At 32.3% G+C, this 13,624-nt stretch carries 14 protein-coding genes; all 14 read left to right on the top strand.

Features of this window, described 5'->3' with window-relative positions; translation table 11 throughout:
• The first annotated feature begins 44 nt into the window (after positions 1-44).
• Positions 45-1,202, top strand: a complete 1,158-nt coding sequence (locus tag ACZ43M_RS22535; protein ID WP_464504746.1) for a glycosyltransferase family 4 protein — start codon at positions 45-47, stop codon at positions 1,200-1,202.
• On the top strand, positions 1,187-2,296 hold the full coding sequence (locus ACZ43M_RS22530) for a glycosyltransferase family 1 protein (protein ID WP_464504745.1): 1,110 nt from the start codon (positions 1,187-1,189) through the stop codon (positions 2,294-2,296). Before ACZ43M_RS22535 ends, ACZ43M_RS22530 begins: the two co-directional genes overlap by 16 nt.
• 4 nt (positions 2,297-2,300) lie before the next feature.
• The gene (locus ACZ43M_RS22525) at positions 2,301-3,185 is read left to right on the top strand and encodes a glycosyltransferase family 2 protein (protein WP_464504744.1); all 885 of its coding nucleotides are present in this window, start codon (positions 2,301-2,303) and stop codon (positions 3,183-3,185) included.
• A gap of 48 nt (positions 3,186-3,233) precedes the next feature.
• Positions 3,234-4,304, top strand: a complete 1,071-nt coding sequence (locus tag ACZ43M_RS22520; protein WP_464504743.1) for an EpsG family protein — start codon at positions 3,234-3,236, stop codon at positions 4,302-4,304.
• A gap of 71 nt (positions 4,305-4,375) precedes the next feature.
• Positions 4,376-5,473: a glycosyltransferase family 1 protein gene (locus ACZ43M_RS22515; RefSeq protein WP_464508093.1), complete on the top strand. Its 1,098-nt coding sequence runs from the start codon at positions 4,376-4,378 to the stop codon at positions 5,471-5,473.
• Between the two features lie 17 nt (positions 5,474-5,490).
• A complete protein-coding gene (locus ACZ43M_RS22510) occupies positions 5,491-6,690 on the top strand; it encodes a glycosyltransferase (protein WP_464504742.1) in 1,200 nt (399 codons plus the stop codon).
• 150 nt (positions 6,691-6,840) lie between these two features.
• Positions 6,841-6,984: a hypothetical protein gene (locus tag ACZ43M_RS22505; RefSeq protein ID WP_464504741.1), complete on the top strand. Its 144-nt coding sequence runs from the start codon at positions 6,841-6,843 to the stop codon at positions 6,982-6,984.
• A gap of 36 nt (positions 6,985-7,020) precedes the next feature.
• Positions 7,021-8,235 carry a DegT/DnrJ/EryC1/StrS family aminotransferase gene (locus ACZ43M_RS22500; RefSeq protein ID WP_464504740.1) on the top strand — a complete coding sequence of 405 codons (1,215 nt, stop codon included), beginning with the start codon at positions 7,021-7,023 and terminating at the stop codon, positions 8,233-8,235.
• Positions 8,236-8,586, top strand: coding sequence for a helix-turn-helix domain-containing protein (locus tag ACZ43M_RS22495; protein WP_464504739.1), 351 nt, complete (start codon positions 8,236-8,238; stop codon positions 8,584-8,586). It begins immediately after the preceding gene.
• 56 nt (positions 8,587-8,642) lie between these two features.
• Positions 8,643-9,671: a glycosyltransferase family 2 protein gene (locus ACZ43M_RS22490; protein ID WP_464504738.1), complete on the top strand. Its 1,029-nt coding sequence runs from the start codon at positions 8,643-8,645 to the stop codon at positions 9,669-9,671.
• Between the two features lie 83 nt (positions 9,672-9,754).
• A complete protein-coding gene (locus ACZ43M_RS22485) occupies positions 9,755-10,930 on the top strand; it encodes a CDP-glycerol glycerophosphotransferase family protein (RefSeq protein ID WP_464504737.1) in 1,176 nt (391 codons plus the stop codon).
• Positions 10,890-11,333, top strand: coding sequence for an FAD synthase family protein (locus ACZ43M_RS22480; protein ID WP_464504736.1), 444 nt, complete (start codon positions 10,890-10,892; stop codon positions 11,331-11,333). The genes ACZ43M_RS22485 and ACZ43M_RS22480 overlap by 41 nt, the downstream gene beginning before the upstream one ends.
• A 16-nt stretch (positions 11,334-11,349) precedes the next feature.
• The gene (locus ACZ43M_RS22475; RefSeq protein ID WP_464504735.1) at positions 11,350-12,342 is read left to right on the top strand and encodes a glycosyltransferase family 2 protein; all 993 of its coding nucleotides are present in this window, start codon (positions 11,350-11,352) and stop codon (positions 12,340-12,342) included.
• A gap of 76 nt (positions 12,343-12,418) precedes the next feature.
• Positions 12,419-13,609, top strand: coding sequence for a glycosyltransferase (locus tag ACZ43M_RS22470; protein ID WP_464504734.1), 1,191 nt, complete (start codon positions 12,419-12,421; stop codon positions 13,607-13,609).
• Positions 13,610-13,624: the final 15 nt, after the last annotated feature.

Here is a 13,624-nt window from a genome sequence, read left to right as displayed (position 1 = left end):
TTGCGTAATTCCCTTTCGGAATAAATAGAGACGAAGGATGAAAATTGATGCGTAATAAAATATTATTTTGTGCAACTGTTGATTTTCACTTTAATGCCTTTCATTTACCATGTATGAAATGGTTTAAGGAGCAGGGCTGGGAGGTTCATGTTGTAGCATCAGGAAATATGGAACTCCCTTTTGTAGATTATAAGTATAATATCCCTATTTCTCGTTCTCCTATAAGTTCAAAAAACCTTCAAGCATATAAACAATTAAAATATATTATTGAAAAAAATGATTATGAGATTATCCACTGCCATACACCGGTTGGGGGAGTACTTTCCCGCCTTGCTGCACGAGAAGCAAGAAAAAAAGGAACAAAGGTAATATATACTGCTCACGGTTTTCATTTTTGCAAAGGGTCACCAAAAATCAATTGGATGATTTATTATCCAATTGAGAGATGGTTAGCAAGATTTACTGATTGTTTAATCACGATTAATGAAGAAGATTATAAACTAGCTGTAAAACACCGTTTTAATGCAAGGAGGATAGAGCATATTCATGGTGTTGGTGTTAACACAGAAGAATTTAGTCCTATTAGTTATGAAGAAAAAAAGGAACTAAGAGAGAAATATGGATTCTCCCCTGGTGAATTTATTATGTTCTATGCTGCAGAATTTAATAAAAATAAAAATCAAAAGCTCCTAATAAAATCCATAGCTTTATTAAAAAAGGAAATTCCTGCAATTAAACTATTACTTGCAGGGAATGGACCAACATTAGGGGAATGCAAAAAAATTGCACTTAATCTTGGAATTGCTGATAGTATTAATTTCCTAGGGTTTCGGGAAGATATTGAGCAATTGCTGAAAATCTCCGACGCTGCTGTGGCCTCAAGTTTACGTGAAGGGCTACCGGTAAATATCATGGAGGCAATGTCTTGCGGTTTACCCGTTATAGCAAGTGAAAATCGTGGGCATAAAGAATTAATTATTAACAATAAAGTTGGTTGGGTCATTGATAACTTGAATCCAAAAGAATTTTCTAAGAAAATGAAGATACTTGCTTTAGATCAACAATTAAGGTTAAAGATGGGAGACGGTGGAAGAAATGTGATATTACAAAGGTATAGTGAAAAAAAAGTATTAGAGGAACAAAGCATTATTTATAAATTCTATATGAGAGAATTGGAGGACGTAATATGGGCTGCCCCATAAGGATACTTCATGTGGTTGTTAATATGAATAGAGGGGGAGCAGAAACGTTATTGATGAACCTCTATAGGAATATTGATCGTTCAAAGATTCAATTTGATTTTTTAACATGTAAAGAGGGGATATTTGACGATGAAATTACTCAATATGGAGGAAAAGTCTATAGAATTTCTTATATTTCCGATGTAGGCCATTTCGGGTATATGAAACAACTTAAGCAGTTTTTTTCTGCCCATAAGGAGTATAAAATAATTCATTCCCATATGGATAAAATGAGTGGATTCGTCCTTCGAGCTGCTAAGAAAGCCGGTATCCCAATTCGAATTTCTCATAGTCACAGTACAGGAAGTGAAGGGAGCTTTGTTGCAAGATGTTATAAATGGTATGCTGGAAAACAGATATTTTTTTATGCAACAAACCTAATGGCCTGTTCAACCGAATCAGCAAATTGGCTATTTTTAGGTAAGGCAAATCAAGCTCAAATTTTAAAGAATGGAATTGATTTCGAGAAGTTTAAATTTTCAGAGGGTATTAGAAATCAAGTAAGAGTAAAATTAGAAATTAATGATGATGCTTTAGTGTTGGGACACGTCGGAAGGTTTTCCCACCCTAAAAATCATCTTTTTTTAATTGAGATGTTTAAGGAAATAGAAAAAAATCACTCTAATTCTATATTACTCTTAGTTGGGGATGGACCGTTGCTCCAAGAAATAAAAAATAAAGTTTTAGAATACAATTTAAAAGATAAAGTAAAATTTCTTGGTGTCAGAAATGATGTAGATAATCTATTACAAGCATTTGATCTTTTCGTATTTCCATCTTTGTATGAGGGGTTGCCCGTTACATTAGTGGAGGCACAGACAGCGGGACTTCATTGTTTAGTTTCCGACTCTATCACACGTGAAGTGGATTTGGGGTTAAATCTTGTTGACTTTATCCCATTGTCAAATAAAAGGTTATGGGTTGAAAAAGTGAAAAATAATGAAAAGCAGTGGAATAATCGTAGCTTATCCATTAATGCTTTATCAGATAAAGGGTACGATATAAAGGAAGCTACTAAACAATTACAAGTTTTTTATAGTGATGTATCGGGGTGAACGAATGAAAAAAATAACTATTTTTACACCTACTTATAATCGTGGATACTGTCTCCCTAAATTGTATGGGAGTTTAAAGGGACAAACATCTAAGGAGTTTATTTGGTTAATTGTAGATGACGGTTCGACCGATGACACAAGATTATTAGTTGAAAAGTGGATTCTAGAAAAGGATATTGAAATACAATACTATTACCAAGACAATCAAGGAATGCATGGTGCCCATAATACAGCCTATGAGCTTATTAAAACAGAGCTGAATGTATGTATTGATTCGGATGATTATATGCCGGAGCGTGCAGTTGAAAAAATTCTTTGGAAGTGGAATAAATCGGGAAATGATAAAGTAGCAGGAATCATTGGTCTTGATAGCTATTCGGAAGGAATGATTATAGGAACCAAACTTCCTGAGACACTTGAATCATCAAAATTATTTGATCTTTATTATAAATATGGTGTAGAAGGTGATAAAAAATTAGTTTATAGAACAGAAATAACAAAAAATTATCCATATCCAATTTTTTATGGTGAAAAATATGTCGGTCTTGCATACAAGTATTACATGATTGATAAAGATTATAAACTGCTACTATTGAATGAAGTACTATGCTGTGTAGAGTACCTTCCTGATGGTTCATCATTAAATATGTTTAATCAGTATCGTAAAAATCCTAAAGGATTTTCTTTTTATCGCAAGGAATTAATGAAGCTCCCATTTACTAGTACATCCTTTAAATTTAGACAGGCGATTCATTATGTCTCAAGTAACCTAATGTTAAAAAATTGGCGTTTTATCTTAGAGAGCCCTCAGAAAGGGCTTACTACCCTTGCTATCCCGTTTGGTTTTTTATTATATTATTATATTCATACGAAAACAAAAGCTGCTTAAATATCTCAAAAGGCAGTTTTTTTATTTTCATATGAAAGGAAATGTATAATGACGATTTTATGGATTAACCTTCTAATGGTTTTTATATTTTCTTATTTTGCCAGGTACTTTTCTACACCAAATTTCACATCAGTACTACCTTATAATCGTCCCAATATAATATTGAGTATTGGAGCATTACTATCATTAATGCTAGTTTCTGGCCTAAGATCTAACATTGGTGATACATATTTTTACAAACACGCCTATATGGTAAATAATTTTAATTGGGATCAAATTGGTGATCAGGACAATATAGGGTTTTGGTTATTCCAAAAGATTTTAAAGAACCTTTCGGAAGACCCTCAAATATTAATTTTATCTGCTGCAATTATTACTAATGTTTTAATCATTTGCATTTTTTATAAGTATTCTAGAATGTTTGAACTAAGTACTTTTGTTTATATTACAGGTGGTTTGTATATTGTTTCTATGAATGGGATAAGGCAGGTTATGACCGCTGCAATTATTTTTACTGCAACCAAATTTTTAATTGAAGGAAACTGGGTTAAATATATTTTAGTTGTCTTGTTAGCTTCAACTTTACACGAAAGTGCACTTGTTTTAATTCCTATTTATTTTATTGTCAGATATAAGGCTTGGTCGAAAGCTACTTTTATTTTATTGGCTTTTTCCGTCTTAATAGTTATTGGATTTGACAAATTTTCATCTCTGCTTTTCTCAACTATAGAAAATACGCAATACGGGCATTATCAAGATTTTAAAGAAGGAGGAGCTAATATAATCCGTGTGGCAGTCTATGGCGCCCCACTATTTATTGCGTATTTAGGAAGAGATAAGCTAAAACAAATTTTTCCTGAAAGCGATTATATTGTTAATATGGCATTAATTGGATTAGTTTTTATGATTATATCCACACAAAACTGGATATTTGCCAGGTTTTCTATTTATTTTAATTTATATCAACTAATATTAATTTCATGGATTGTCAAGCTTTTTAGGGAAAAAGAACAAAGATTTGTCTACTATGGAATTATAATTTTTTACTTTCTTTTTTATTATTATGAAAATGTGATAAGTTTGAATATCATTTATAAAAGCGATTATTTCAACCTTTAAAGTTTTTATAAGGGATGTGGAACTAATTGAGAAATGGTGAAACAAAGAGAGTCCTTCATATCGTTAGTGCCATGGACCGAGGTGGTGCTGAAACACTGATTATGAACGTCTATAGAAATATCGATAGAGCTTTAATTCAATTCGACTTTGTTGTTCATCGGCCCGAATTTGGGGAATTCGACGAGGAAATTTTGGCGATGGGTGGCAAGATTATTAGAGTGCCAAGTCTTGGTAGTATCGGTTCTATAGCATATATTAAGGAATTAATAAAAATTATGAAATTACACCCATATATTGCTGTTCATTCACATACTGATTATCAAAGTGGTTTTCCGTCATTCGCGGCAAAGTTAGCAGGGATCCCAAATCGAATTTGTCATTCACATAGTACTAATTGGCATAAAGGAAATGGTCTTAAAGAAAATCTTGTTTTTAAAACACTGCAAATGATTATTAAATCTTCAGCTACAAAATACTGTAGTTGTAGCGAAGAAGCCGCAATATTTCTATTTGGAAAAAAGGTATTAGGATTATCCGAAACATATATTCTAAAAAATGGAATTGATTTTAATCAATTTACTCAAATTAGTCTAAAATCCAGGAACAATTTACGTCAGGAACTGATGATACCAGTAAATGCAAAAATAATAGGACATGTTGGAACCTTTTCAAAATCAAAAAATCAAATATTTATTCTACAAATACTAAAAAGTTTATTAGAAAGAGATTCAAATTTCGTAGTGATCTTTGCCGGCGATGGACCACTAAGATCCACAATCGAAGCGGAAGCGAATAGACTTGGCATATTGAAAAATGTACGATTTTTAGGAGTGAGAGATGATGTTCCAATATTAACCAAGATATTTGATGTTTTTTTATTTCCATCTTTGTTTGAAGGATTTGGAATTGCCCCCTTAGAAGCTCAAAGTGCTGGGACACCATGCATTCTTTCTGATACAATTCCGAAGAGTGTGGATTTGGGATTAGGGTTAGTAAAATTTATTAGTATAAATGAAAATATCGATGTATGGTGTGAAAAAATTCGAGACAGCTTAGCTGTTAAAAGACCTGATAGTAAAACCATTTATCATCAAGTGCTTAATAAAGGGTTTTCTATTCAAAATAATATTAAGGAATGGCTAGATTTATATGGTGTAAATGTAGTGTAGTGGCGAGGGGAATCAAAATGGAGAAAAAGAAAATTTTGATAACATCTTTTGATTTGGCCATCGGTGGTGTCGAAAGAAGCCTCATCGGCCTGCTAAGTCATCTGGATTATAGTCAATATGATGTAGATTTAATACTATTTAAGCACGAAGGAGAATTTCTTTCTTTTTTACCGAAAGGTCCGAATTTATTACCTGAAATTCCAGCATATACAACATTTAGAATGCCTATTGCCCAAATTGCTAAGAAAGGGCACTTTTTAGTTGCTATGTCAAGAACAGCTGCCAAATATGTCGGTTCACTTTATGGGAAATTAATAAAGGCCGAAGAACCAGGTTACCTTGTTATCCAATATGGCTGGGAAATGGCTAGTCCATTTCTTCCTGAACTAAATAAAGAATATGATGTGGCCATAGGATTTTTATGGCCCCATCATTTTATAGCGGATAAGGTAAAAGCGAAAAAGAAAATCGGCTGGATTCATACTGACTATTCCAATATTTATTTAAACAAAAAGTTAGATGAAAAGATGTGGAATAAACTAGATGAAATTGTTGCGGTTTCGGAGGAATGTTGTAATAAATTCTTAAAAATATTTCCAGGATTGGGACATAAAATATGTGTTATTGAAAATATATTATCTCCAACATTTATAAAAAAACAAGCGTTAGAAGTCGCAGTTGAAAATCCAGGCAGAAAAAACAACAGAACCAAATTACTTACAGTTGGCCGGTTTTCACATGCAAAGGGGCTTGATCAGGCTGTTAGAGCTTGCCGTGAATTGGTTGATCATGGATTCGATATTGAATGGAATGTTGTTGGTTATGGCCCATTAGAATACGAATTAAAGGAATTAATAAATCGACTAGATTTAAATGACAGATTTTTTTTATTAGGTAAAAAGGCCAATCCTTACCCCTATATTAATTCCTGTGATATATATGTCCAGCCATCTCGGTATGAAGGGAAGGCAGTTACGATTCGGGAAGCACAAATTTTGGGGAAGCCTGTTGTTATCACTAATTTTCCAACCGCAAAAAGTCAGGCAAAAGATGGGTATGATGCGATTATTACTCAGCAAGGCGTAAAAGGAATTGTAGCCGGGATTAAAAGATTAATGGAGAACCCGGACCTTAAGGCCAAATTAATCTCGAATGTTCTTTCAAATGATTATGGAAATGAAACGGAGGTTGAAAAATTATATCATATAATAGGATAAGAACACGTGGCGTGAGCTGATTTAAGGACGTGTTAAGGTTCATAGAGCGTTGCAAAAAAGAACCCAGATTCAATATTATTGAAAAACCTTACTTTTAAAAAGTGAGGTTTTTTTAATAGAAAGTAAAGTATTTTAGGAGAGGTTAGAAAAATGGGATTTACAAAGCAACTAACCCAACAGAAATTCCGGGAAATATTATTTAACACCTATTTAAAGGGTCAAGAATCAAAAACTATCAGTGCTGAGGAAATAATAGAGGAAATAAAAAAACAGATTTTAACTGGCAGTAAATGATAAGTTATTCGAAACGTTTTGGAGGTGAATCAAGTCTTGAGTAAAACAGATAAGAAGAAGATTTTTCTATCTTCCCCACATTTGAGCGGAAATGAAAAGAACTATATAAATGAAGCATTTGAAACCAACTGGATTGCACCATTAGGCCCAAACGTTGACACTTTTGAAAGGGAGGTTGCCCAATACGTTAATATCAGAGAAGCTGCTGCGGTAAGTTCGGGAACAGCAGCTATTCATTTAGCCCTTTCTTTACTTGGGGTAAATAAAGGTGATAAAGTTTTTTGTTCGAGCTTAACTTTTGTAGCAAGTGCTAATCCTATTATTTATCAGGGAGCTGAACCTGTTTTTATTGATTCTGAGCCAGATACATGGAATATGTCCCCCGAAGCATTAAAAAGAGCATTAAATGATGCAAATATTGAGGGAAAACTGCCCAAGGCTGTTATTGTAGTCAATCTTTATGGACAAAGTGCAAAGATGGATGAGCTTACTTCTATTTGTAATTCTTTTAATGTTCCAATCATTGAGGATGCAGCCGAGTCTCTCGGATCAACCTATAAGGGAAAAGCAAGTGGGACATTTGGGAGGTTTGGGATTTTTTCATTTAATGGTAACAAAATTATAACAACCTCCGGTGGGGGTATGCTGGTTTCAAACGATACCATAGCAATAAAAAGGGCACGTTTTCTAGCTACCCAAGCTCGTGATCCTGCCCCTCATTACCAACATAGCCAAATAGGTTTTAATTATCGAATGAGTAACATTCTTGCAGGTATTGGAAGAGCTCAATTAGAGGTATTGGATGATCGGATTGAGGCTAGGAGAACTATTTTTAAGAAATATTTTCAAGAGCTTGGTCAAATACCAGGTTTTTATTTTATGCCCGAATTGAATGGTACATTTTCTAACCGTTGGTTAACGGCCCTTACTATTAAGGAAGAAGAGGCAGGATTAACAGTTAAAGAATTGTTAACCGCTTTAAGCGAAGAAAATATTGAAGCAAGGCCGGTATGGAAACCGCTTCATCTACAGCCTGTATTCCAAAGGGCTAAATATTATGCTCATAGCCTATCAGAGAGTATATCCGAAAAGTTATTTAATGAGGGGTTATGTTTACCATCCGGGTCAAATATGTCGATAGAAGATCAAATGAGAGTTATAGATTGCATTAAGATAACAGTGAATGTTGCTAATACTGGCAATAAAAAAGTTAGATATCCAACAATTTTGGATAAAACGGGGTATGTATAAATGATAGGAAAAAATATATATGTATTACGAAAGGAAAAGGGATTGTCATTATCCGAACTTGCTGAACGTGCAAAAATTTCAAAATCGTACTTAAGTAATATTGAACGAAATATAAATCAAAACCCATCTATTCATGTTGTTAAAAAAATTGCCAGTGTACTCCAGGTTGATTTAAAAGCACTGCTTAAAACAGATACTTCTGAAGATGAGCAGAAACTGCCTGATAAAGAATGGCTTGATCTTGTAACAGAATTAAAGGAATCAGGGATTGAGAAGGAAAATATACAAGAATATAAAACACTAATTGAATTTATTAAATGGCAGAATCAAAACACTGGGGGAAAAAAATAGTCCTTTAATTCATGTCACACTATTTCTCTCAAAAAATATAGATAGGCGGATTCAAGTTGAATTATAAAGTAAGTGTAGTTGTTCCGATATATAAGGTTGAAAAATATTTATCAAGATGTTTGGAGAGTATTTTAGCTCAAACATATAAAAATTTAGAAATTGTTCTAGTTGATGACGGTTCTCCAGATAAATGTGGGTATATTGCGAAATCCTATGCCAATTCAGATAATCGAATAACCGTACTTCAAAAGGAGAATGGCGGGCTGTCAGATGCTAGAAATTATGGAATAAAATATGTTACCGGAGATTACACCCTTTTTGTCGATAGTGATGACTGGTTAGATCCAAAAATGATTGAGAATATGGTTCGAGTAAGTGAGAAATTTGAAGCTGATGTTGTACAATCGGCTTTTTATTATGCATATGATGATTATCTCCTTTTTGATAGCAGAGTATTTGTTATAGAGGCTCCTCCTATAGTCTATGATAATAAGTTAGTAATGACCCAACTGGTTATTAATGAAAAGGTAAAAAACTTTGCGTGGGGTAAACTTTATAAAACTGTAATAATTAAGGATATTCCTTTCAAAAAAGGAGTACTATTTGAAGATGTTTTTTGGGCGCATAAGGTAATGCAGCGAGTGAATAAATTTGTAAGCATTAATGAGCCGTTATATTACTATTACCAACGCGGAGACAGCATTGTGTCAACATATACCCCAAGGCACTTAGATATTATAAAGGGATTAAAGGAAAGACATCAATTTATTGAGGAACACTACAAAGATCTTATCGATGAATCCTACAAAATGCTCTTAAAAACCAATTTAATTCATTATAATCTTCTCTTTAAAATTAGAGACAAGGATAGAAAAGGGCAACATAGAAAAGAAATACAAAGATATATAATTAATAATTATTCCAAGTTGAAAAACTCAGTTAGAGATGAAAAAATAATAAAAATGCAATTAATATTGTTTAGGTTACATCCTTATTTAAATGTTTTGTATATATTCTTTATAAGAATATTTAGAAAGATAAACATTTTTCGTCGAACCGTTGGATTAGAACGGCTTGATCTTTAGAATGAAACCTTTGAATATAAGATTAACGAATAGCAGTCCAAGATGGGATGCTATTTTTATTTTCTCCAATGGAGGCATTTTAATTGATTAAAAGATACTTAGCTATTGCCATGGTTTATATCTTTAATTGTCTTCCAATAAAAAATAATAAGATATTCCTGTTTAGTTATTATGGAAGCCAATATGGATGTAATCCAAAATATATCACCGAATATATTTTGAACAACTACCCTAAAGGTAAGTTTGATGTAGTTTGGGCATTTAACAATCTTGATGATAAGAGTTATTTAACAGGCTTTAGAAAAGTCAAGGTAATGTCATTAAGGTATTTTTATGAATTATGTACATCCAAGGTGATTATCACCAATTTTAGAACAACAGATTTATTCATCAAGCGGAAAAAGCAATATTATATTCAAACCTGGCATAGCTCCTTGCGGTTAAAACATATTGAAAAGGATGCAAAAGAATCGCTGCCGCAACAGTATATTCAAATGGCAAAAAAAGACTCATTAAAATGTGACCTATTATTGTCCGGTTGTGAATATAGTACAAGGATTTTCAAAAGGGCGTTTTGGTATGGTGGTGAAATATTTGAACATGGTTCACCCCGCAATGATATTTTATTTCATGAAAACTACAGTTTGAGAAAAAAAGTATGTAACCAATTAAATATAGACACACGTAAAAAAATCATTTTATATGCTCCAACATTTAGAAAAGGAAATAATTTGGATGCTTATGATCTTGATTATGGTAACGTTCTGACAAAAACAGCAAACCGTTTTGGGGGAGAATGGATTATATTAGTAAAATTACATCCGCATTTACTTTCAAAATCAGGTCAAATTTCATTTGGCGAGAAAGTTTTGGACGTAACATCCTATGATGATATCCAAGAACTATTGAGTGTGGCAGATGTTTTAATTACCGATTATTCATCACTAATGTTTGATTATTCCATCACTAAAAGACCATGTTTTCTCTATGTTCCAGATTTAAAAGAATATGTACAAAATGACAGAAGCTTATATTTCGATATCAAGGAACTCCCCTTTATTAGTGCCAATAGCAATCAGGAATTGCAAGTCCAAATAGAAGAATTTAATGAAAAACAATATAACACAGATTTATCTGACTTTTTAGACCATATTGGTTCCTTTGAAAAAGGAACTACGAACGAAAATTTGCTGAAACGTTTAGAGGAGGTTTGTTTTAGTGAAAGCGGCAGAAGTAGTTATGCAGCAAAAACAATATAAGGTTGGTTATACTTCTGGAGTTTTTGATTTATTCCATGTCGGACACCTCAATATTTTAAAACGAGCAAAAGAACAGTGTCAATATCTTATTGTAGGAGTAAGTACTGATGAATTGGTCATGGAATATAAAAATAAGCTGCCAGTCATCCCTCATTTCGAACGAATGGCCATTGTTGAAGGAATCAGATATGTTGATGAAGTTGTGCCACAAATTAATCGTGATAAATTTACAGCATGGGAAAAACTGCAATTTGACGTCATGTTTGTAGGTGATGATTGGAAGGGGAACCCCCTTTTCACTGAAGTTGAAAAGAAGTTTAAACAAGTGGGGATAGATGTAATTTATTTTCCTTATACAAAGGGAGTTTCCTCAACACTTGTAAAGCAAAAAATAACTTTATGAGAATGGGAAGAGAATAATGAAGCCTACGATAAGTATTATTGTGCCAGTGTATAATGTTGAACCTTACCTCGGAAAATGCTTGGAGAGTATCATGGAACAAACATTTAAAGATTTTGAAGTTATTCTGATAAATGATGGTTCTACTGATAAGAGTGGTGTAATTTGTAACGAGTTTGCCTTGAGGGATAAAAGGTTTAAGGTTTTAAATAAAGAGAATGGGGGACTTAGTTCAGCTAGAAATGCAGGTCTTAAAATAGCTCAAGGTGAATACATTAGTTTTGTTGATGGAGATGATTGGATAGAAAAAAATATGCATTTAGAGATGTATACACATTGTATTGCTACTGGGAGTGATATATCCATTTGTAAGTTTGGTAGAGAAATAAACAACAAAATTAATTTTGATGTTGAAAAGAAATATATAAAAGAAATGAATAATAAAGAAGGAATAAGTGAATTGTTTAAGGGGAAATTATATAGATTTTCCGCATGCAACAAGCTGTTTAAAAGGGGACTTTTTGATGGTGTTGAATTCCCAGAGGGACGTATTCATGAAGATTTATCAACAACCTATAAACTTTTTGCAAAAGCAAATAAGGTAGTTTTTCTTAATTATGTGGGCTATATATATGTTATGCGTGAAAATAGTATATTAACATCTAAATATAATGTAAAGCTGCTGGATGCATTTATTGGTTGGGATGAAATTTTATCGTTTATGAAAGTGGCATATCCGAATTTATCCAATGATTTTATTTCTTGTTTCGTATATGGATGTGTCGATCATATTTATTACATTTTAAATCAAGTAATCAACAAAAAGGATCAGGAAAAATATCTAATGACTATACAACAATACGTTAGAAAGAATTTTAGTGAAATCATCAAAAACCCTACCATAACACTAAAGTATAAATATTTACTAAGCCTGTTGAATTATAATGTTAAGTTTTTAATGTTATCAGATAGCTTTTTAAAAAAACTTAACAGACAAAAAAACGCCTCCTAAAAATAATACTTTAAATGTGGCTTAAATTTATAAAAGTTTATTAAATTAAAACATAGATTAAAATGGAGATATTTTAATGAAAAAGTCAGTACTATTTGTTATAGATTCTTTAGAGTGTGCGGGGGCAGAGAAAAGTTTAGTTACTTTAATGGATTTGTTGGATTACACCAAATTTACAGTAGACTTAATGCTCTTTGGACATGGGGGAGACTTGGAAGAGCTGGTGCATAAGGAAGTTAACATATTAAGACCATTAAAATATACAAATTTCGCTTCATTAAACCTAAAAAATGCATTTTTATATTCATTAAGAAATTTTAATTTTAAAATGTTTTCTTCTAGAATGATATATTCATTTGAGATTCGAAGAAATAAATATAAAAATGCTCAAAAAGCTAGAATTTTCTGGAAAAGTGTGTCCAATGTAATTGAAGAAAATCCAAAAGTGTATGATATTGCTATAAGTTATGCACAAGGTGTTCCTACATTTTATGTTGCTGAAAAAGTTAAGGCCAAGGAAAAGTATGCTTGGGTTAATGTAAGTTATCGGTTAGATCAAAGAGAAAAAGACTTTCAGAAACATTATTATGATCAATATAATAAAATTGTTGCAGTATCAGATTCAACAAGAGATGTATTTCTGGAAACTTTCCCTGAATATTTAAACAAAATCACCGTTATCTATGACATTAATAATCCAAAGTTAATTTTAAAAATGGCTGATTTAGGGAAAGGCTACGAAGATAATTTTGATGGAATTAGAATTTTAACTATTGGTAGATTAGCATATCAAAAGGGATATGAAATTGCACTTGAAGCATGTAAAAACTTAAAAGAGAATGGTATAAATTTCAGATGGTATGCATTAGGTAAAGGGCCTTTAAATGATCAAATAAAAAAGTATATAAAAGAAAATGATTTATCTGAGCACTTTATCTTATTGGGAGTAAAATCTAATCCTTATCCTTATATTAAAAATGCACATTTATATGTACAAACATCAAGATTTGAAGGGTTTGGATTAGCGATTGCAGAAGCAAGAATGTTAAACGTTCCAGTAGTAACTACAAGATTTGATGCTGTATACAATCAGATGATTCATGAAAAAAATGGTCTGGTTGTAGATATGAATGCAGATGCAGTTTACAGAGGAATTCTAAAACTAATTGAAGATCATAGATTGAAGGAAAGAATTATTCAATATTTACAAAAGGAAAAGAAAGGGAATGTTGAAGAAATAGATAAGTTTTTTATGTTAATAGGATAAAAGAGGGTTGAATTA

This window comes from Neobacillus sp. B24 (assembly GCF_055381825.1).
The sequence above is the reverse complement of the archived record's forward strand: the minus strand, read 5'-3'. Positions and strand labels throughout refer to the sequence as shown.